This window comes from Luteimonas chenhongjianii, from assembly GCF_002327105.1.
Taxonomy (GTDB): domain Bacteria; phylum Pseudomonadota; class Gammaproteobacteria; order Xanthomonadales; family Xanthomonadaceae; genus Luteimonas; species Luteimonas chenhongjianii.
On record NZ_CP023406.1, the window covers coordinates 508,624 to 529,349 of the forward strand.

Consider the following 20,726-nt stretch of genomic DNA (forward strand, 5'->3'; position numbering starts at 1 on the left):
AGGCCCCGCCATGACGCTTTCCCGCAATGCCGACGCCACGTCGCTGCGCACCTATGTCGTGCGCAAGGGCGATACGCTTTCCGGCATCGCCGAAGCCGAGCTCGGCGCCCAGGACCGCTGGCGCGAGCTGTTCGAGGCGAACCGCGACCTGCTCGACGATCCTGATTGCATCCAGGCCGGCCAGGTGCTGCAGCTGCCGTCCGACTGACCGAACCCCGTCTCCAGGAGTTGCCATGACCCGACCCGTCGCCCTGACCTGCCTGACCGTCGCACTCGCTGGCGTGACGCTGCTTGCCGGCTGCAACCGCGATGCGCCGGCCCCTGCGCAGGCACCGGTCGCGACCGCACCGGAACCCCCGCCGCCGCCCGCGCCACCCGCGCCGGCAACGGTGACCAGCGTGGAACTGGGCAATGCCGTCGACGATCAGAACCGGGTCGCAACCCCCGCCTCCGAGTTCGCCACCACCGACACCATCTACGCCTCCGTCGGCACCGCAGGCGAGAGCGCGGCGAAACTGGCGGCGCGCTGGACTTATGGCGACGGCCAGCTGGTGCGCACCACCGAAGCCGACGTCGCGGCGGGCCCGCAGGTCATCGCCTTCGACATCCACCATCCCGCAGGCTGGCCGACAGGCAACTACAAGCTCGAGGTGTCGCTCGACGGCAAGGTGGTGGAGACGCGCGAGTTTTCGGTGAAATAGCGCCAACCCCTGCGATGCCTGATGAAAAAGCGCGGCCCCGGCCGCGTTTTTCGTGTGCGATTACGGTGTCGCAGCATGCTGTCGCGTATGTCCCGCTCGCAGGCGCGCGCCTTTCTTGGCCCGGGTAAACGCGCGACAATCGCAAGGCTCTACCCCAGCGTGTACCGGCCTGCACCGCCATCGCGCGCGCATGGGCGCATGCGGCCACTGGATGGCCGCCTGCGTGCCGGTACCGCATCCCCCTGTTTTCTGAAGAAGCGAGACACGTCCGATGTCCGATAGCCCGAAGATCATCTACACGCTCACCGACGAAGCACCGTATCTGGCGACGCAGTCGCTGCTGCCGATCGTCGAGGCATTCACCAAACCGGCCGGCATCGCGGTCGAGACGCGCGACATCTCGCTGGCCGGCCGCATCCTGGCGCAGTTCCCGGACCGTCTGAGCGATGCGCAGAAGATCGGCGACCATCTGGCCGAACTCGGTGAGCTGGCAACGACGCCCGAAGCCAACATCATCAAGCTGCCCAACATCAGCGCATCCGTGCCGCAGCTCAAGGCCGCGATCAAGGAACTGCAGGACCAGGGCTTCAATCTGCCCGATTACCCGGACACACCCCGGACCGACGAAGAAGCCGACATCAAGGCGCGCTACGACCGTACCAAGGGCAGCGCGGTGAACCCGGTGCTGCGCGAAGGCAATTCGGACCGCCGCGCACCGAAGTCGGTCAAGGCATACGCGCGCAAGCATCCGCACCGCATGGGCAAGTGGTCGAGCGACTCGAAGTCGCACGTCGCGCACATGGATGCGGGCGATTTCTACGGCAGCGAACGCTCGGCGACGCTGGACAAGGCCGGTGCGCTGAAGATCGAACTGGTCGGCAAGGACGGTGCGACCACGGTGCTCAAGGACGCGGTGCCGGTGCAGGCCGGCGAGATCGTCGATGCCGCGGTGATGTCGCGCAAGGCGCTGTCGAGCTTCATCGAGGCGCAGATCGAGGACGCGAAGGCGCAGGGCGTGCTGTTCTCGCTGCACCTCAAGGCGACGATGATGAAGGTGTCGGACCCGATCATGTTCGGCGTCGTGGTGCAGGCGTTCTATCGCGACGTGCTGGAGAAGCATGCGGATGCGCTGGCCCGTATCGGCTTCGATGCCAACAACGGCATCGGCGATCTGTACTCGCGCATCCAGTCCTTGCCGCAGGATGAGCAGGACGCGATCCGCGCCGACATCGACGCGCTGTACGCGCAGCGCCCGGCGCTGGCGATGGTCAATTCGGACAAGGGCATCACCAACCTCCATGTCCCGAGTGACGTCATCGTCGACGCCTCGATGCCGGCGATGATCCGCGACTCGGGCGGCATGTGGAATGCGCAGGGCAAGCTGCAGGATGCCAAGGCGGTCATTCCCGACCGCTGCTATGCCGATGTGTTCCAGGCGGTCATCGACGACTGCAAGGCCCACGGCGCGCTCGATCCCACGACGATGGGTTCGGTGCCCAACGTCGGCCTGATGGCGCAGAAGGCCGAGGAATACGGCAGCCACGACAAGACCTTCCAGATCCCCGCCGACGGCACCGTGCGCGTGACCGATCAGGATGGCAATGTCGTGTTCGAGCATGCGGTCGAGGCCGGCGACATCTGGCGCATGTGCCAGACCAAGGACGCGGCGATCCAGGACTGGGTGAAGCTCGCCGTGAACCGCGCACGCCTGTCCGGAACGCCGGCCGTGTTCTGGCTCGACAAGAGCCGCGCGCACGACGCGCAGGTCATCGCCAAGGTCGAGACCTATCTCAAGGACCACGACACCGCGGGGCTCGATCTGCGCGTGCTGCCGCCGGTGGAGGCGACGCGGTTCTCGCTCGAGCGTATCCGCCGCGGCGAGGACACGATCTCGGTGACCGGCAACGTCCTGCGCGACTACCTGACCGATCTGTTCCCGATCATGGAACTTGGCACCAGCGCCAAGATGCTCTCCATCGTGCCGCTGATGGCCGGCGGCGGGCTGTTCGAGACCGGTGCGGGCGGCAGCGCGCCCAAGCACGTGCAGCAGTTCGTCGAGGAAAACTACCTGCGCTGGGATTCGCTCGGCGAGTTCCTCGCGCTGGCCGCGTCGCTCGAGCATCTCGGCAACGCCTACGACAGCCCGAAGGCCAGGGTGCTCGCTGCCGCGCTTGATGTCGCCAACGGCCGCATCCTCGACGAGAACCGCTCGCCGGCGCGCAAGGTCGGCGAACTCGACAATCGTGGCAGCCACTTCTACCTTGCCCAGTACTGGGCGCAGGCCCTGGCCGACCAGGACGACGATGCCGAGCTCAAGGCGACGTTCGCACCGCTGGCGAAGACGCTGACCGAGCAGGAGGCAACGATCCTGGGCGAACTCAACGGCGCGCAGGGCAAGCCGGTGGATATCGGCGGTTACTACCACCCCGATCTTGCGAAGGTCGGTGAGGCAATGCGTCCGAGCGCGACGTTCAATGCGGCGATCGATTCGCTCAAGGCCTGAGCCCCACTGCAGTGCGTGATCGACAGGCCCGCTTCGGCGGGCCTGTCTCGTTGTGGGCTTCGCTCTGCGTTGCCGTTGCCGTGGGTTTCCCCTCACGGCTCTACCAGCCCACTTACCCGGAGGGTCTGCAATCACGTGGGCGGCGTTGGGAGCGGGCAACAGCGGAGCAACTGCAAAGCTACGGCTGCACCCCATCCGCCGGAATCGTCCACCCCTGCGCCAGTGCATACAGAATCCGATGGTCCTCCGCATCCAGGGTCCCATCGGCCAGCGCCCGGAAGCGCAAGCGGAACGCGCGCGACGTCGCGTCGAGATCGTCGACCGGGTAGCCCACCGTGCGCAGTGCCTGGGCCGCATCGAAACCCGGTGGCGCTGGCGGCGTATCGTCGCGCGGCCAGACCCCGTAACCGTGTTGCGCCAGGCGCTTCCACGGAAAGTGCACGCCCGGATCGATCTTCCGGCCGGGGGCGAGGTCGGAGTGGGCGATGAAGTTTCCGGCCGGAATCCGCCAGCGCGCCTTCAGATCGCCGAGCAGCACCAGCAGGCTCTCGAGCAGCGGCTCGGAAAACGGTTCGCGACCGTTGTTGTCGAGCTCGATGCCGATCGAGGCGGAATTGACGTCCGCCACCGCGCCCCAGCTGCCGGCACCGGCATGCCAGGCCCGGTCCACGTCGGAGACCAGCTGGTAGCGCTCGCCGTGCTTGCCGATCAGATAGTGCGAGCTGACGCGTCCACCGCTGTTGGCGGTCCGCAAGGTATCGAGACTGCGCTGCGCCGAATCCTGCTCGGTGTAATGCAGCACGACCAGTACAGGTCGGCGCGGATCGAAGTTGTCGGACGGCACCCAGGTGGCGAGCGGATTGCGCGGCGCCTGGTGGGCGCACGCGCAGAGCAGCAGGGCGACGAGCGCGGCAAGCAGATATTTGGGCATGCACGCATTGCAACGTGCCAGGGCAGGCGACACAAGCGCCAGAGAAGCGGGCGGCGGCCTGCGCGGCCGTCGCCCGTCCTCGTTGCCGGCGTCCGCGCAGGATCACGGACACCGGTTGCGGTTTACTTCTCGTAAGCCGATTCGCCGTGCGACACGATATCCAGGCCTTCGCGCTCCTGGTCTTCGGTGACGCGCAGGCCGACGACGAGCCTGACGATCAGCATCACGACCGCAGTCACCACCGCGCACCACAGCACGGTGAACGCGACGCTGACCAGCTGCACCCAGACCTGCGCGCCTATCGCGAGATCGACCTCGGTGCCGCCCAGCGACTGGGCACTGAAGACGCCGGTCAGCAGCGCGCCGACGATGCCGCCGATGCCGTGTACGCCGAACACGTCGAGGCTGTCGTCGACCCGCAGCATGCGCTTGAGTCCGGTGACGCCCCATACGCACAGTGCACCGGCGGCCAGACCGATGACGACTGCGCCCATCGGGCCTACGGTGCCGGCTGCCGGCGTGATGCCGACGAGGCCCGCGATCGCGCCCGAGGCCGCGCCGAGCGCCGATGGACGGCCCTTGGTGAAGGCTTCGACGATGCTCCAGGCGATCACGCCGGCCGCTGTCGCGACCATGGTGTTGAGCATGGCCAGCGATGCGCTGGCATCGGCGGCAAGCGCCGAGCCTGCGTTGAAGCCGAACCAGCCCACCCACAGCAGCGACGCCCCGATGAAGGTGAAGGGCACGCTGTGCGGTTTGATCGCCTCACGTCCGTAGCCCAGGCGCTTGCCGAGGAAGTACGCGCCGACCAGGCCGGCGACGCCGGCATTGATGTGCACGACGGTGCCGCCGGCAAAATCGATCACGCCCTTGTGCGCGAGGAAGCCCGCCTCACCGCTCCAGACCATGTGCACCATCGGCAGATAGGCGAACGTCACCCACAGGATGGAGAACAGCAGCACCGCCGCGAACTTGATGCGCTCGGCAAACGAGCCGACGACCAGCGCGGTGGTGATGCCGGCGAACGTCGACTGGAAAGCGATGAACAGGAATTCCGGGAGGCCTCCGGCATCCGTCTCCGCGGTGATGCCGCGCAGGAACGCCTTTTCGGTGAAGGAGCCGAAGAACGCGTTGCCCTCGGTGAACGCCGCGCTGTAGCCATAGGCCACCCAGAGGATGATCACCACGGAGAACACCACCAGCACCTGCATGATGACCGAGAGCACGTTCTTGGCGCGCACCATGCCGCCGTAGAACAGGGCAAGGCCCGGCACCACCATCAGCAGCACCAGCAGGGTGGAGGTGAGCATCCAGGCCACATTGCCGCTGTCGAAGGTCACCGCCCCGGTCGTCTCCAGCACCACCGCTGCGGCTTCGACGGCGGGCAGGTCCTGCGCAAAGGCGCCGCCTGCCACACCCAACATCGCGCACGCACACACCAGCATCTGAAGCAGCAGCTGCATACGGGTTTTCCACCCGCGGATTTCGATCGTCTTCATGGAGCCTCCGTGGGGGTTAGAGCGCGTCGGCGCCGATTTCGCCGGTGCGGATGCGCAGGACCTGGTCCAGCGCGATGACGAACACCTTGCCGTCGCCGACCTTGCCGGTGGCCGCCGCCGTGGTAATTGCCTCGATCGCGGCCTCGAACACCTCGTCGGCGACGGCGCATTCGATCTTCAGCTTGGGCAGGAAGTCGACGACGTATTCGGCGCCGCGATAGAGCTCGGTGTGGCCCTTCTGACGGCCGAAGCCCTTGACCTCGGTGACGGTCAGGCCGTTGACGCCCGCATCCCCGAGCGCCTCGCGGACTTCGTCGAGCTTGAACGGGCGGATGATCGCGATGATCAGTTTCATGTGGCTCTCCAGATGCGCACCGCGTCAGAACGACTTGGTGACGGCGAGGGTGATGGTGTCGTCGGGACCGATCAGGTCGTTGTCGTTGAAGTCGAGGGCGATATCGAAGCCGTTGTCGAACGCTCTGCCGACGCCCACCGACCAGTAGGCATACGTCGCAGTGCCTGCGCTGCCGGCCACCCACTGCTTGCCCACGACGCCGCCCAGCGTCCAGCCGGGTGCGAACTCCCAGCCGATGTCGACCTCGAGGTGGCTGCTGCCGTCCGAGTCGGGAATGCCGAACAGATCGGTGACGGCGTACGAGTACTTCGCACCGAGGATGTTCCAGCTCACCCCCGCGTAGAGCTCGGTGGTGTCGGCCTTGTTGAAGCCGGCGGGATAACTGCCCGGATACCAGTAATGCACGGCGCCGACGTCCCAGCCGACGCCGCTGTCGCCGAAGTCCCCGCGGAAGCCGGCATAGCCGTCGAGTTCGAGCTGGCTGGAGATGGCGGGATCGGAATCGGACAGCCAGCTGATGCTGCTGCCCCAGGTGCCGACATAGAAGCCGCTTTCGTGCGCCCACTCGACGCCACCCTGCAGGGCGGGTTCGCCGTCGGTCTGGGTGATGCCACGGAACAGGTAATCGCTGGTCAGCGTGATCGAGCCGGAGAGCTCCGCCTGGGCGGCACCGGCGGACAGCAGCCCTGCGCACAGCAGGGCGGCGCGTGCGTGATTGCGTGGCGACATGACAGGCTCCTCAAATGAATGAAAAAGCCCTCCCCGGTCATTGCGTCTGCGTCTGTTGTTGGTCTTTTCGCAGGCCGAACGTTCGGCGCCGGCCCGCCCCCTGGCGGTCGTCACCGCGACCGGCGCTCTATGGCGCCTGTGTGGCCGCTGTCCCATCCATCGGTTGAATCCGGACGCGTGGCGCCTGTCGGCGGTGCCGCCCACCGTGGGGGAGGGAGGCGCTGCCGTCGGACGCTGAAACGCAACGGGGCCGGCCAGTGGCCGACCCCGTGGGTGCATCAGATCGCGTAGTACATCTGGTATTCGAGCGGGTGGGTCGCGCCGCGGAACGCGGTGACTTCCTTCATCTTCAGCGCGATGTAGGCATCGATGAAGTCGTCGGAGAACACGCCGCCGGCCTTGAGGAAGTCACGGTCCTTGTCGAGCGCGTCGAGCGCCTGGTCCAGCGAATGGCAGACGGTCGGGAAGTTCTTCTCTTCCTCGGGCGGCAGGTCGTAGAGATCCTTGTCGCTCGGGCCGCCCGGATCGATCTGGTTCTTGATGCCGTCCAGACCCGCCATCATCAGCGCGGCGAAGGTCAGGTAGCCGGACTGCATCGGATCGGGGAAGCGCATCTCGATGCGGCGCGCCTTGGGATTGGCGACATACGGGATGCGGCACGAGGCCGAACGGTTGGATGCCGAGTAGGCCAGCATCACCGGCGCTTCGAAGCCCGGCACCAGGCGCTTGTAGGAGTTGGTCGACGCGTTGGCGAATGCGTTGATCGCGCGGGCGTGCTTGAAGATGCCACCGATGTACCACAGCGCGGTCTGGCTCAGGCCGCCGTAGCCGTCACCGGTGAACAGGTTGGTGCCGCCCTTGGCCAAGCTCTGGTGTACGTGCATGCCGCTGCCGTTGTCGCCGACGATCGGCTTGGGCATGAAGGTCGCGGTCTTGCCGTTGCGGAAGGCGACGTTCTTGATGATGTACTTCATCGTCTGCAGCTCGTCGGCCTTCTTGACCAGCGAGTTGAAGCGGGTGCCGATCTCGCACTGGCCGGCGTTCGCGACCTCGTGGTGATGCACCTCGACTTCGATACCGACCTGCTCGAGCGTCTTGCACATTTCGGCGCGGATATCGTGCAGCGAGTCGAGCGGCGCAACCGGGAAGTAGCCGCCCTTGATGCCCGGACGGTAGCCGCTGTTGCCGCCCTCGTATTCCTTGGCCGAATTCCAGTGCGCTTCTTCCGACTCGATGTGGAAGAAGGTGTGGCCCATCTCGTTGGCGTAGCGCACCGAGTCGAAGATGAAGAATTCGGGCTCGGGGCCGAAGAACGCCTGGTCGGCGATGCCGCTGGATTTCAGGAACGCCTCGGCCTGCTTGGCGATGCCACGCGGGTCGCGCTCGTAGGACTGCATCGTCGTCGGATCGAGGATGTCGCAGGTCAGCACCAGCGTCGGATCGGCGGTGAAGGGATCGACGAACGCGGTCGACGGGTCGGGCAGCAGCACCATGTCGGAGTTGTGGATGCCCTTCCAGCCGCTGATCGACGAGCCGTCGAACATCTTGCCGTCCTCGAACAGGCCGGGCTCGATGATCGACTTGGGATACGTCACGTGGTGCTGGACGCCACGCATGTCAGTGAAGCGAAGATCGATGAATTCGACCTTGTTGTCCTTGATCAGTTTTTCGACAGTGTCCATCGACATCGGGGAACGCCTTGTTGAAGTGTGCCCATATCAAAGCAATGGTCGTGCCAACTTTATTTTTCCTTTCGGATCAAAGTCTTGAACCTGGATTCCGGTTTTACACCGGCGTCTGCTGCGCCCGCATGGTGCACGGCAATCCTCTTTGCACCGAATCGGTGCGTCATTGCCCCAGCGGAAGCCCGCGGTTGGCCTTGACCGTGCGCAGCACGAAACTGGAATTCACGTCCGCCACCGCCGGCTGGTTGAGGAGCTGATCAAGCAGGAAACGCGAAAAGTGTTCGAGATCGCGCACCACCACCTGGAGCAGGTAGTCCATGTCTCCGGTCAGCGCGTGGCAGGCCACCACCTCTTCCCAGCCGTCGACCAGGCCGGCGAAGCCGGCGACGGCGGCGCTGTCGTGGTGCTTGAGCTGCACCCGGACAAACGCCTGCAGGCCGAGGCCCAGATGCTCGGCGCTGACCTCGGCGCGATAGCCGGCGATGACGCCCTCGCGCTCGAGCCGCTGCACCCGGCGCAGACAGGCGGACGGGGAAAGATGGACGCGATCGGCCAGATCGGTATTGGCCAGGCGTCCGTTGCGCTGCAGTTCGGCCAGCAGCAGCAGATCGGTACGATCAAGGGTGCCCGACATTCATAATGTCCTGAATTGCTAGGAAGCAAACGAATATTGCGCGCGTAGCGGCATCCTGCGCAATGACGCAACCCTGTTGCGCCACATCGACGCTATTGTCTTGAGTCGTTCATCTGCCGGAGCCGCCATGTCCGCCCAGCCCGCCAATACGCCGCGCCGTGTCGAGAACCTGCAGACCGACAAGGGCAAGGTGCCGGTCTACGCCACCGGCATCATCGAACAGCCCTGGGACGGCTACAGCGCCGACGACCACGCCACCTGGGCCACGCTCTACGCCCGGCAGCGGGAGCTGCTGGTCGGCCGCGCCTGCAACGAGTTCCTGCAGGCGCAGGACGCCATGGGCATGACGCCGGATGCGATTCCGAAGTTCGTCGAGCTCAACGAGGTCCTGCAGGCTGCGACCGGCTGGACGCTGATGGGCGTGGAAGGCCTGCTGCCGGAACTCGATTTCTTCGACCATCTCGCCAACCGCCGCTTCCCGGTCACCTGGTGGATCCGCCGCCCGGACCAGATCGACTACATCGAAGAACCCGACCTGTTCCACGACCTGTTCGGCCATGTACCGCTGCTGATGAATCCGGTGTTCGCCGATTACATGGAGGCTTACGGCAAGGGCGGGGTGAAGGCGCACGGGATCGGCCCGGACGCGCTGCAGAACCTCACCCGGCTGTACTGGTACACCGTCGAGTTCGGCCTGATCCGCCAGGACGACGGACTGCACATCTTCGGCGCCGGCATCGTGTCGTCGAAGGGCGAGTCGATCTATTCGCTGGAATCCGATGCACCCAACCGCATCGGCTTCGATCTCGAACGCATCATGCGCACGCGCTACCGCATCGACACCTACCAGAAGACCTACTTCGTCATCGACAGCTTCGAGCAGCTGATGGACGCGACGCGTCCCGACTTCACTCCGATCTACGCGCGCCTGGCGACCCAGGACACGATCGGCGCCGGCACGGTGCGCGACGAGGACCGCGTGTTCCATCGCGGCACCGGTGAAGGCTGGACGGCGGGCGGGGACGTCTGATCCTCAAGGGACCGCGGCGTCAGGGATGACCCCGCCGTTCCGCCTTGGCAGAGACGCGCGAACTCGCGCCGGCATGACGCACTGTCGCGGGATCCAGCGCATCAGGCGGTCGCTGTCCGCAGCTGGACAGCGGGCAGCGATCCGGTCGCCTCAGCGATTCCAGCTCCACTGCGCGCCCACCATGACGCCTCGCCCCGGTCCCGGTTCGTAGAAGCGGCCATTGCCTTCGTTGACGATCACCGAGCCCACATGGGCGTGGTCGAGCAGGTTGTCGACGCGCACGAAGGTGCGCAGCGTGCCGGCATCGAAGCGCCAGCGACGGGCGCCTTCGAGATGTACGAGCGCGTAGCCCGCCGCGCGGCCGGTCGCCAGATCGTCGACGACGACATCCCCCACGCCCACGCCCTCGATCGCAGCGCTCCACGGCCCGCCTGCCCAGTCGAGTCGCGCGTACATATGCCGCGCAGGCACGCCGGGAATGCGCGCACCCGCAGCGACCGGCGTGGACGGGACGGTGCAACCCGCACCGGTACAGACCAGGTAGGCATCGCGGAAGGTCGCATCGAGCCAGGTCGCCGCGACGCTGAGGTCGAACGCCTCGCCCAGGGGCTGGCGCAGCGAGAGCTCCGCGCCCTGGCGGCGCGCGCGGCCGATGTTCTGGAAGCTGCTGCGGCCGCCGACGTTGCGGGCGACGGCGAGTTCGTCATCGGTGTCGGCGCGGAACAGGGCGGCATTGACGGTCGCGCCCGAATCCGCACGCCACTTGGCGCCGAGTTCGAGGTTGTCGCTGACCGCCGGCGCCAGATCGAATGCGAAGCCGGCGCCGCCGTCGGCGCGGTAGCCGAGCTCGTTGAAGGTCGGCGTCTCGAAACCGCGACCCGCCGACAGGTACACGCGCAGATCGTCGTCGGGCGCGAACGTGACACCTGCGACCGGCGACGTCTGCCGGAACGTGACGCGGCCGCTGTCGTCGGGATTGGTCGCGGTCACAAAGGCATCGCGTGAGGTGAATTCGACCTCGCTGTGGCGCACGCCGGCGAGCAGCGACCAGCGCGGCGCGAATGCCCAGTAGGCCTGCGCGAACTGGTCCAGGTTCTCGACCGTATTGCGCTCGTCGCGCCGCAGCCGGCCGCGCACGCCGAGCGTCTCGCCGATGAAGTTCTCGAAGCCCTGGCGGTGCTGGCGCTGGCGGTCGCCGTTCGCGCCGACCGTGAGCTCCAGCGGACGCCCGGCCAGCGCACCTTCCCAGCTCCAGCGCAGGTCGAGCCCACCGTAGCGGTTGTCGAGATCGATCACGCCACCGGAGTTCAGTGGATTGGCCTGCGCCGAGGCGGGAATGGGCAGGTACTGCACCACAGCGCGCTCGCCGCCGTAAGCCATCGCGCGCAGCGTGTGCGCCTCGCCGATCCCATGCTCGTAAACCGCGCCGACCTGGGTCTGGCGCACGGTCTTGCGCGTATCGAACTGGCGCGCGACATCTGCGACCTGGCGCGGGTTCTCGCGGACCTGCGCGGCGGTCAGGCCAAGCGGATCCTGGGCGTCGATGTCCACATGGTTGGCAACCACGTCCAGCCGGCGCCGGTCACCGAAATCCAGGCGCAGCTTCGCGTTGGCCGAATCGCGGCGCGCAGCGCTGTGGTCGCGCCAGCCATCGGTGTCGAAGCGCGACAGCGCGAGGTTGTAGCCGAGCGTCTCCGACCCGCCGAGCAGTTGCGCCGACAGGCTGGTGGTGTCGTCGCGCCCATGGCTGGCCTTGAGCCGCCACGGATCACCCGGCGCGCCATCGGCGCTCCACAACTGCACGACGCCGCCCGAGGAATTGCCGTACAACGCCGAGAACGGTCCGCGCATGATCTCGATACGATCGCCGCCGACCAGGCTGAAATGCGAGAGCTGGCCCTGGCCGTCGGGCATCGACGCCGGAATGCCATCGGCGAACAGGCGTACGCCGCGCACGCCGAAAGTGGAGCGCGCACCAAAGCCGCGGATCGAAAGCTGCGTGTCCTGCGCATGGTTCTGCCGGTCGCGGGCGAGCAGGCCCGGGACGCCTGCCAGCGGTTCCGACGCGACGGTGCCGGCGCGACTGCTGTCGGCGTCGTCGAGCCGGATCGCGTCGACCGAGGCCGGCGTGTCGAAATCGCTGACGCCGCGAAGACGCGTCGCATCCACGCGCACGCGATCGAGCGTGACGGGGGCAGCGGTCGTCGCCTGGGCACGGGCGAACCCGGGCGACAGCAGGATCAGCGACAGCGCCGACGCAAGCGCAGGGGGGGCCACACCCATCAACCGAACACCAGCTTGCCGCGCATCACATTCCAGTGGCCCGGGAAGGAACAGAAGAAGGTGTAGTCGCCGCCGCGGGTCAGGCCGGCGGTGGGGAAAGTGACCGTCGTCGATTCGCCGCCGCCGATGACACGGGTGTGCGCGATGACGCGCCCGTCGCCCGGTGGCAGATAGCTGTGGGCCAGGCTGCCGCGACCACCGGCAATCGCGACCGGGCGATAGTCGGCGGTGCGGGTCAGCACCCAGTTGTGGCCCATCGCCGCCGCCTTCTGCCGGCCGGTGTGACGCAGGGTCAGTCGCACCTGGGTGCAGTCGTCGGCGACGCGCAGCTCGGACGTGTCGAAACGCATCGCATCGTCGCTGCCGATCGACAGATCGCAGGTACGGGCGAGGGCGCCGGTGGCGGGCAACAGCAGCAGCAGCGCAAGCGCGCCGCGCAAGGCGCGGTTCGGCATGACATCTCCGGGGGAAAGCGGGTTGTGATGCGACACATCACGCCGCGTATTGTCGCAAAGGCCGGCGTGAATGACCCGGGACGGAATGTCGCAGGAACGATCCGATGGTTGCTGCCGGACGCGTCTGCTGGTCGAGCGCAGCACCGGATCCCGATTGCCCCGGCGACTTCCGGCGGGCACCTGTCCGATCGGCCGCGGCCATCGACATCTCGGCTCGAACGCTCGGGAGAATCACCGCGAACACCGGGTGCCCGGCCTGCGCCTGTTGGCGGCCGCATCCGTTCCTCGCGCCGGGTGGGCGAGCCAGGGGTCCACCGCAGCACGGCGAGTTCAGATCACCTGCAGGGTGATCGCCTTCAACACGGCTCGCGTGCGATCGCGCGTGCCGAGCTTCTCCAGAATCCCCGACACGTAGTTCTTTACCGTGCCCTCGGCGAGAAACAGGCTGCGGGCGACTTCCTTGTTGGAGTAACCACCGGCAAGCAGGCGCAGGATTGCCACCTCGCGCTCGGTGAACGTCTCGCGCGGTGCGTGCTCGTCGTGGAAGCGGTAGCGGGCCCGGACCGGCTCGGTGCTGACCGGCTGCAGCAGGGTTTCGCCTGCCGCGACGCGTGCGATCGCATCCCGCAGGTCTTCTGGCGCTGCGTCCTTGAGCAGGAAGCCCTGCGCGCCAGCATCGGTCGCACGCAGCAGCAGGTCGCTGTCGTCGAACGTGGTCAGCGGCAGCACCGGTGTCGTGTCGCCGCGGGCGCGCAGTGCGGCCAATGCTTCGATTCCGTCGAGGCCGGGCATGCGGATGTCGCTGAGCACCACATCGACCCGGTGCGACGCGAGCTGCTCGAGCAATGTCGTACCCGAATCGGCCTCGAATACGATCACGATGCCGTGTCGTTCGAGCAGAGCGCGCAGGCCGGCGCGGACCAGCGCCCGGTCGTCGGCGAGCGCGATACGGACGGGCCCCGCGCTCACGCGGGCAGTTCCGCATCGATGCGCATCGCGCCCCGGGGCGTGCGCGCGAGCTGCAACCTGCCCTGCAGCGCTGCGAGGCGCTCGCGCATGCCGGCGATGCCGTTGCCTTCGCGCCAGCCCTCGCGTACCCGGCCGTCGTCCTCGATGGTCACGCGCAGGCGATCGCCATCGCGATGCAGCGCGACGTCGAGCGTGCAGGCGATCCCCATCACGATCAGACGCAGCGCGCGGATTACGGTGCAGTTCGTCGCGCCGGGTGTACTGCTGGCATCGCCGGGACGCGCGCTGGCGCGCGGCCACACGGAACAACGCAGCAACCGGGCTGTCTTGCGGGTGCCCGGACATGCCATGAGATGCGATTGCGTCGGATACGAAAGCGCAGCGAATCCTCGAACACGGCGCGAGCAGGACCCTGCCCACGCGTATGCGTTCCACGCAATCGACATGCGCTTCCGGCGGTTGGATCGAGTGGACGCGTGGTGCGGCCGGGACCGAACGTCCCGCGAAGCCGCGGTCACCCTTCCCGCCAGCGGGAAGGGTGCCACTGCAATCAGCCGCGGCTGACCGCCGCGACCGCCTTGGCCACGTAGCCCAGATTCCCCAGGCTCAGCGCGGCCACGCAGATGCGGCCGGTGCCGACAGCGTAGATGCCGAACTCGTCGCGCAGGCGCTCGACCTGGGCGCGGCTCAGGCCCGAGTACGAGAACATGCCGGCCTGATCCTGGATAAAGGCGAACTCCGGCGCGCCGTGTTCGGCGAGCTGCTCGACCAGCCCGGCACGCAGCGCGTGGATGCGCTCGCGCATCTGGCCCAGTTCGGCTTCCCAGCGCGCGCGCAGTTCGGCACTGCCCAACACGCCGGCAACCAGCGCCGCGCCATGGTTGGAGGGGCTGGAATGGTTGGCACGCACGAGACGCTTGATCTGCGATTGCACCGCGCGGCTCTGTTCGGCCGTCGCCGAGACCACGGTCAGCGCACCCACGCGCTCGCCGTACAGCGAGAAGGACTTCGAATACGAACTGGCGACGACGAACTCGCTGATCCCCGATTCCGCCATCAGGCGCACGGCCGCGGCGTCCTCGTCGATGCCGCGGTCGAAGCCCTGGTAGGCCATGTCGATGAAGGGGAACAGATCCCGCTCGGCCAGCACCTCGATGACCTGCCGCCACTGCGCATCGGTGAGGTCGGCACCGGTGGGATTGTGGCAGCACGCATGCAGCAGCACGACGGTGCCGGGCTCGAGGCTGCGCAGGTCGGCGAGCATGCCGGCGAAGTCGACGCCGTGCGTAGCCGGATCGAAATAGGTGTAGTCGACGACGTCGAACCCCACGGCGCCGAACACCGCGCGGTGGTTCTCCCAGCTGGGATTACTGATCGCGATGGTCGCGTGGGGCAGCGTCTTGCGCAGCAGCTCGGCGCCGGTGCGCAGCGCGCCGCTGCCACCGATGGTCTGGGTCGTCGCGACGCGACCGGCGGCCAGCAGCGGCGACTCTGCGCCGAACAGCAGCTCGCGGGTGGCGCGGGTGTAGTCGGGCAGGCCATCGATCGGCAGGTAGCCGCGCGGCTTGGCCTCGGCGGCCAGGCGCTGTTCGACCTCGCGGACCGCGTCGAGCACCGGAATGCGGCCGGCTTCGTCGTAGTAGATGCCAACGCCGAGATTGACCTTGGTGGCGCGCGCATCGGCGTTGTAGGCCTCGGTCAGGCCGAGGATGGGATCACCTGGAACGAGTTCGACGTTCGCGAAAAAAGAGGACACGGAAAGGCAGCCTTGCACGATAGAGGGGAGCATCGGGCGGCGCGCGCGCGCGGCCGACCCGGCCAGAATACCGGGCGCGGCCATCGCGCGCGATTCACCGGGGGGACAGCTACGGCCTTTGGGGCGACAATGCAGCCCTCTTCGCCGCCATGGACCGTCCGCGCATGCCCAGCATTTCCCTGACCCGCCATCTGATCGAGGAACAGCGCCTCGGCCACGTGACCCCGGACCTGCGCCTGCTGCTGGAGGTCGTCGCACGTGCCTGCAAGCGCATCTCGGTGGCGGTCGGCAAGGGCGCCCTGGGCGACGTGCTCGGCGAGGCGGGCGGCGCGGACGGCAGCATCAATATCCAGGGCGAGGCGCAGAAGAAGCTCGACGTGATCAGCAACGAGATCCTGCTCGAGGCCAACGCCTGGGGCGGGCATCTGGCGGCGTGCGCATCGGAGGAGATGGAACACTCCCAGCAGATCCCCGATGCCTTCCCGCGCGGCAACTACCTGCTGGTGTTCGACCCGCTCGACGGCAGCTCCAACATCGACATCAATGCCAGCGTCGGCACGATCTTCTCGGTGCTGCGCTGCCCGGAAGGCGTGAGCGCAGCCGAAGACCACGATTTCCTGCAGGCCGGCAGCACCCAGGTGGCCGCCGGCTACTGCCTCTACGGCCCCAGCACGATGCTGGTGCTGACCATCGGTCACGGCACGCATGGCTTCACCCTCGACCGCGAGCAGGGGTCGTTCGTACTGACCGGCCCGCACATGCGCATCCCCGAGCAGACCCGCGAATTCGCGATCAACATGTCCAACCAGCGCCACTGGGAAGCGCCGACCCAGGCCTACGTGGCCGACCTGCTGGCCGGCAAGGACGGCCCGCGTGGCCAGGACTTCAACATGCGCTGGGTCGCGGCGATGGTCGGCGACGTGCACCGCATCCTGACCCGTGGCGGCATCTTCATCTATCCCTGGGACCGCAAGGACCCGGCCAAGCCCGGCAAGCTGCGGCTGATGTACGAGGCCAATCCGATGGCGATGCTGGTCGAGCAGGCCGGCGGCGCGGCGAGTACCGGCCGCGAGAGGATCCTCGACATCCCCCCCACATCGCTGCACCAGCGCGTGCCGGTGTTCCTCGGCTCGAAGGAGGAAGTGGAAACCGCGACGCGTTATCACCGGCAGCACGACACCGCAGCCGCATGAGCGGTGCCGACTTCATCGAAGTCACGCCGGGCGCCTTGTCGCCGGACGCCTGCGCGGCGATCGTCGCGCGGATGCGCGGCAGCGCCGACCTGCATGCCGGGGAAATTGGTGGCGGGATCTATCCCGACCTCAAACGCAGCCGCGATCTGTCGATCAGCGGCCGCGCCGACTGGGCCGACGTGGTCCAGCAGCTCAATGTGGCCGTCCATGACGGCCTGATGGCCTACCTGCGCAAGTTCCCGCAGACCCTGATCGCGCCGCTGATGCTGCAGCAGCCCGACACTTCGGGCGCACTGCGGCGACTGGAGGCCGAAGATTTCGCCACGATGGACGAAGCGCGGCTCGGCGGCCTGCTGCAGACCTGCCTGCGTCCCGGCGCGATCAACCTGCAGTGGTACGCCGCCGGCGAAGGCGGCTATCCGTACTGGCATTGCGAGCTGTATCCCCGCGACCCCAGCTGCGAGACCCTGCATCGCCACCTGCTGTGGACGATCTATCTCAACGACGGCTTCGAGGCCGGCGAGACCGAGTTCCTGTTCCAGCAGCGCAAGGTCGCACCGCGTACCGGCGACCTGCTGATCGCCCCGACCGCGTTTACCCACACCCATCGCGGCAACCGGCCCCAGGGCGGCGACAAGTTCATCGCCACCAGCTGGGTGCTGTTCCAGCGGGCGGAGACGCTGTACGGGGCAGGTTGATCCGGGCGCCTCTCCCTTTGGGAAAGGTCAGCGCGCGCAGCGCATCGGGTGAGGGACGCTGTTGCTGTTGCTCCGCTTCTGGTCTCTGCCCTGCTTTTGCCTTCGGCCCTGGATCTCCAATCGGGCCGTAAAGCGAGCCGAGCACCGGAGCCTGACGCGGCCGTAGAGCAGCCCTGCGATGCTCGGCTGCGCTTTACGGCTCGATCGAAGTCAAAAGCCAAGCCGGATCAGGGCAACCGCAATCGCAACATCAAAGCCAACGGCAAACGATGCATGTCGACCTAACGCGCACGGCCAAGGGCAGGCGACTGCAGTCGCGGAGCGTACGACCAGGATTCGGCGCACCCATGGCACGCGGCGTATCCACCGAACACGCCGAGCGATCAGGCGAGACGCTTATCCACGCGGATGATTCAGCACCAGCCAATACAGCCCGATCTGCTTGACCACCTCGACGAACTTCTTGAAATCCACCGGCTTGCGGATATAGCTGTTGACGCCCAGCGCATAGCTGGCTTCCACATCGAAGGGCTCGGTGCTCGTGGTCAGCACCACCACCGGCAGCCCGCGCGTGGCCGGATTGGCGCGCAGCGCCTGCAGGACCTCGCGGCCGTCGAGCTTGGGCAGGTTGAGATCGAGCAGCACGATCGAGGGCAGATCGGCGGCGTTCCGCGCCTCATGGGCCCCCCTGGCGAACAGGTAGTCGAGCGCCTCGGCGCCGTCGCCGACCACGACCAGCTGGCTGTCGATGCCAGCCTCCGAGAACGCGATACGGGTCAGTTCGGCGTCGTCGGGGTTGTCCTCGATCAGCAGGATCGTGTGCTCGCTCATGGGCCTGGTGCATCCTCGTCCGGCGCCGCCGGTAAGTCGATGAAGAAGGTGGTCCCGACGTCCGGTGTCGAGTGCACGCGGATGTGACCGCCCTGGGCGCGTGCGAGTTGCTGGGCGATGGCCAGACCGAGGCCATGCCCCGCACCGTCGTCGGCCCCATGCAGGCGCCTGAACGGAACGAACAGACGTTCAGCATAGCGCATGTCGAAACCGCGTCCCTGGTCGCGAACCTCCAGCTGCAGGCGATCGCCGACCCGCGTGCCGTCGAGTTCGATCCGGATCACCTCGCGGTGGGCGGAGAACTTCCAGGCGTTGTGCAACAGCTTGCCGAGCATCTGCTTGAGCGCATGTTCGTCGCCCCAGGCCCAGAGATCGGGAGTGACGCGGATGTCGGACGGACGGCCGGGATCGGCCTCCTGCAGCTCCACGCCGACCCATTCGCCGAGCATGCCGATGTCGACGGGGGTCGGCGGGCGCGACGGACGCGAGGCCCGCATGGTCTCGAGCAGGGCATCGATCAGCCCGCCGGCCTGCCCGGCCGCGTGCTGGATGCGCTTGAGGTATTCGCGCCCCCGGTCGGGATCTCCCTCCTGGGCCAGCAACCTGCGCGCGAACTGTTCGACCGCACGGACCGGCGCCCGCAGTTCGTGCGAGATGCCGAAGGCGAGGGTTTCCTGCTGCGCTTCCAGGGCCTGCTGGGCGCTGCCGTCATGGAGTTGCAGCAGGGCGCCGGCCGTCCCGGCGAGCGGCCGCAGGGTCGCGCGCAGGTGCCGCTGCGGACCGCTGTCTCCGGCCGCCAGGGTCACGGGCACGTCGTGGAGGTCGGCGTCCTCGGGCAATCGAGCCAGGGCCGCGTCGATGCGCGCCGACAGCCCCGGCAGCAGGTCGTGATGCGCCACCCGGCCTGCCAGCATTCCGGCATCCACGCCCAGCAACGCGCCGAGTGCGGGATTGGCGCGCTGCCAATGCCCATCGGCGCCGATCACGGCGACACCGATCGGCAACTGGTCGATCAGGTCCACGGGGACATCGGGCGTGGTCCGTAGCGGGACAGCGTTGGACATCGGGCAGGCACTCTCACGCAGACCGCGCAGTGTAGGAAATTACCGCGTCCACACGAAGTGGAAGCGTGTGAATGCGGGCCTTGGCCGTAGCGCCGTGGCTAGAACAGTTCGCCCTGTGGGGAGTCCGGCCGCAGCGGTCTGAACCGGTCGGTGCGCAACGGAGGCAGGTTACCGAAACCGAGCGCCCGCCGCGCCCGGGCGAAGCGGGCGGCCAGCAGGTCGGCGAACGGCCCCTCGCCACGTTTGCGATGGCCGAAGCGGCTGTCGTAGTCGCGCCCGCCGTGCATCTGCTGCATCAGGCTCATCACGTGCGCGGCGCGCTCGGGATAGTGCAGGTCCAGCCACTCGCGCCAGACCGTCTTGAGCTCATGCGGCAGGCGCAGCAGCACGTACGTGGCGCTGGCCGCGCCGGCCTGGCGCGCCGCTTCGAGGATCGCCTCGAGTTCCTGGTCGGTGATCATCGGCACCACCGGCGCCACGATCACCCCGACCGGCACCCCCGCATCGGCCAGGGTGCGCATCGCGCGCAGGCGACCGTGCGGGGCCGCCGCGCGGGGCTCCATCCGGGCCGAGAGCCGGTTGTCGAGCGTGGTCACCGAGAAGTACACGCTCACCAGTCCGTCGGCGGCCAGCGGCGCCAGCAGATCGAGATCCCGCACCACGCCCGCGCCCTTGGTGACCAGGCTGAAGGGGTGGCGGGCTTCGGCCATGACCTCGATCAGTGCCCGGGTCAGGCCGTAACGCCGTTCGATCGGCTGATACGAATCGGTGTTGATGCCCAGCGCGATCGGCGAGCACTGGTAGCCGGGCCGGGCGAACTCGGCGCGAAGGCGCTCGGCGGCATTGGTCTTGGCGAACAGACGGGTCTCGAAATCCAGGCCCGGCGACAAGTCCAGATATGCGTGCGAAGGTCTGGCAAAGCAGTAGACGCAGCCGTGTTCGCATCCGCGGTACGGATTCACCGACTGCGAGAACCCGATGTCGGGCGAGCTGTTGCGGCTGACGATGCTGCGCGCGCGCTCCTCGGTGACCACCGTCTGGGGCGAGATGGCTTCGTCCTCGAGTACCTGCAACGCGTCCCAGCCATCGTCCTCGGCCACGGCGGTCTGCTTCTCGAAGCGGCCGGCGACCCACGAGCTGCTGCCACGACCCTTGCGGACCAGTGCGGTGGGCGGGCGGACACCGTTCGAGCTCATCGTCGCCAGTGTGGCCGCAGCCTGTCGCAGCCTGTGAGACGCGCTGGCTTCGTCGTCGGGCGTTGTCCCGGTCCGGCAATTCCTGTCGTGGCCGCCGGGCATCGATCACCCCGATCGGCTGGCCCCACGCGCGGCATAGCGCCCGGTCCCGTTCGTGGCGGGCGCAGCCGGCGGGGGAGCTCCAGGACAGACACCCCAGCGGCGGAGGGCACCG

At 67.5% G+C, this 20,726-nt stretch carries 19 protein-coding genes and 1 pseudogene; 6 read left to right on the plus strand and 14 right to left on the minus strand.

The genetic code is table 11. From position 1 onward, the window contains the following. Positions 1 to 10 precede the first annotated feature (10 nt). From CNR27_RS02350 to CNR27_RS02360, 3 genes are all read left to right on the plus strand, one after another. A complete protein-coding gene (locus CNR27_RS02350; protein ID WP_096296763.1) occupies positions 11 to 208 on the plus strand; it encodes a LysM peptidoglycan-binding domain-containing protein in 198 nt (65 codons plus the stop codon). A gap of 25 nt (positions 209 to 233) precedes the next feature. Further along, positions 234 to 701, plus strand: a complete 468-nt coding sequence (locus CNR27_RS02355) for a hypothetical protein (protein ID WP_096296764.1) — start codon at positions 234 to 236, stop codon at positions 699 to 701. Positions 702 to 972: 271 nt separating this feature from the next. Continuing rightward, positions 973 to 3,204: an NADP-dependent isocitrate dehydrogenase gene (locus CNR27_RS02360; protein ID WP_096296765.1), complete on the plus strand. Its 2,232-nt coding sequence runs from the start codon at positions 973 to 975 to the stop codon at positions 3,202 to 3,204. A 178-nt stretch (positions 3,205 to 3,382) separates the two neighbouring features. Here the strand turns inward: CNR27_RS02360 and CNR27_RS02365 are convergent, their stop codons facing one another. The 6 genes from CNR27_RS02365 to CNR27_RS02390 form a co-directional block, all read right to left on the minus strand. Continuing rightward, positions 3,383 to 4,135, minus strand: a complete 753-nt coding sequence (locus CNR27_RS02365) for an N-acetylmuramoyl-L-alanine amidase (protein WP_096296766.1) — start codon at positions 4,133 to 4,135, stop codon at positions 3,383 to 3,385. A 122-nt stretch (positions 4,136 to 4,257) separates the two neighbouring features. Next, positions 4,258 to 5,634 carry an ammonium transporter gene (locus tag CNR27_RS02370; protein WP_096296767.1) on the minus strand — a complete coding sequence of 459 codons (1,377 nt, stop codon included), beginning with the start codon at positions 5,632 to 5,634 and terminating at the stop codon, positions 4,258 to 4,260. 16 nt (positions 5,635 to 5,650) lie between these two features. Beyond that, positions 5,651 to 5,989, minus strand: a complete 339-nt coding sequence (locus CNR27_RS02375) for a P-II family nitrogen regulator (RefSeq protein WP_096296768.1) — start codon at positions 5,987 to 5,989, stop codon at positions 5,651 to 5,653. A gap of 24 nt (positions 5,990 to 6,013) precedes the next feature. After that, positions 6,014 to 6,718 (minus strand): TorF family putative porin, encoded by a 705-nt coding sequence (locus CNR27_RS02380; RefSeq protein WP_157745219.1) that lies wholly within the window; start codon positions 6,716 to 6,718, stop codon positions 6,014 to 6,016. 278 nt (positions 6,719 to 6,996) lie between these two features. After that, the gene (glnA, locus tag CNR27_RS02385) at positions 6,997 to 8,406 is read right to left on the minus strand and encodes a type I glutamate--ammonia ligase (protein ID WP_096296770.1); all 1,410 of its coding nucleotides are present in this window, start codon (positions 8,404 to 8,406) and stop codon (positions 6,997 to 6,999) included. A 160-nt stretch (positions 8,407 to 8,566) separates the two neighbouring features. Next, positions 8,567 to 9,037 carry an Lrp/AsnC family transcriptional regulator gene (locus CNR27_RS02390; protein ID WP_096296771.1) on the minus strand — a complete coding sequence of 157 codons (471 nt, stop codon included), beginning with the start codon at positions 9,035 to 9,037 and terminating at the stop codon, positions 8,567 to 8,569. A gap of 127 nt (positions 9,038 to 9,164) precedes the next feature. On the opposite strand from CNR27_RS02390, the gene phhA reads away from it, so the two are divergent. Beyond that, on the plus strand, positions 9,165 to 10,067 hold the full coding sequence (gene phhA, locus CNR27_RS02395) for a phenylalanine 4-monooxygenase (RefSeq protein ID WP_096296772.1): 903 nt from the start codon (positions 9,165 to 9,167) through the stop codon (positions 10,065 to 10,067). A gap of 150 nt (positions 10,068 to 10,217) precedes the next feature. On the opposite strand, the gene CNR27_RS02400 is transcribed toward phhA, so the two are convergent. The 5 genes and pseudogenes from CNR27_RS02400 to CNR27_RS02420 form a co-directional block, all read right to left on the minus strand. Further along, positions 10,218 to 12,350: a TonB-dependent receptor family protein gene (locus CNR27_RS02400; protein WP_096296773.1), complete on the minus strand. Its 2,133-nt coding sequence runs from the start codon at positions 12,348 to 12,350 to the stop codon at positions 10,218 to 10,220. After that, positions 12,350 to 12,805, minus strand: a complete 456-nt coding sequence (gene azu / locus CNR27_RS02405; protein WP_096296774.1) for an azurin — start codon at positions 12,803 to 12,805, stop codon at positions 12,350 to 12,352. The genes CNR27_RS02400 and azu overlap by 1 nt, the downstream gene beginning before the upstream one ends. A 330-nt stretch (positions 12,806 to 13,135) precedes the next feature. Next, positions 13,136 to 13,774 carry a response regulator gene (locus CNR27_RS02410; protein ID WP_096296775.1) on the minus strand — a complete coding sequence of 213 codons (639 nt, stop codon included), beginning with the start codon at positions 13,772 to 13,774 and terminating at the stop codon, positions 13,136 to 13,138. Further along, positions 13,771 to 13,959: pseudogene (locus tag CNR27_RS15830) on the minus strand (sensor histidine kinase); the annotation flags it as partial. The gene CNR27_RS02410 and the pseudogene CNR27_RS15830, both read right to left, overlap by 4 nt. A gap of 365 nt (positions 13,960 to 14,324) precedes the next feature. Further along, entirely contained in the window at positions 14,325 to 15,530 is a 1,206-nt protein-coding gene (locus tag CNR27_RS02420) for an amino acid aminotransferase (RefSeq protein ID WP_245815724.1), read from the minus strand. A gap of 164 nt (positions 15,531 to 15,694) precedes the next feature. On the opposite strand from CNR27_RS02420, the gene CNR27_RS02425 reads away from it, so the two are divergent. Both CNR27_RS02425 and CNR27_RS02430 read left to right on the plus strand, forming a co-directional pair. After that, complete coding sequence (locus CNR27_RS02425; protein WP_096300190.1) at positions 15,695 to 16,723, plus strand: class 1 fructose-bisphosphatase; 1,029 nt, start codon at positions 15,695 to 15,697, stop codon at positions 16,721 to 16,723. Beyond that, positions 16,720 to 17,421, plus strand: a complete 702-nt coding sequence (locus CNR27_RS02430) for a 2OG-Fe(II) oxygenase (protein WP_096296777.1) — start codon at positions 16,720 to 16,722, stop codon at positions 17,419 to 17,421. The genes CNR27_RS02425 and CNR27_RS02430 overlap by 4 nt, the downstream gene beginning before the upstream one ends. A gap of 396 nt (positions 17,422 to 17,817) precedes the next feature. Here the strand turns inward: CNR27_RS02430 and CNR27_RS02435 are convergent, their stop codons facing one another. The 3 genes from CNR27_RS02435 to CNR27_RS02445 all read right to left on the minus strand — a co-directional run bounded on the left by CNR27_RS02435 (position 17,818) and on the right by CNR27_RS02445 (position 20,512). Continuing rightward, on the minus strand, positions 17,818 to 18,252 hold the full coding sequence (locus CNR27_RS02435; RefSeq protein WP_096296778.1) for a response regulator: 435 nt from the start codon (positions 18,250 to 18,252) through the stop codon (positions 17,818 to 17,820). Next, complete coding sequence (locus CNR27_RS02440) at positions 18,249 to 19,316, minus strand: sensor histidine kinase (protein WP_096296779.1); 1,068 nt, start codon at positions 19,314 to 19,316, stop codon at positions 18,249 to 18,251. The genes CNR27_RS02435 and CNR27_RS02440 overlap by 4 nt, the downstream gene beginning before the upstream one ends. A gap of 98 nt (positions 19,317 to 19,414) precedes the next feature. Next, positions 19,415 to 20,512: a PA0069 family radical SAM protein gene (locus CNR27_RS02445; RefSeq protein ID WP_096296780.1), complete on the minus strand. Its 1,098-nt coding sequence runs from the start codon at positions 20,510 to 20,512 to the stop codon at positions 19,415 to 19,417. Positions 20,513 to 20,726 lie beyond the last annotated feature (214 nt).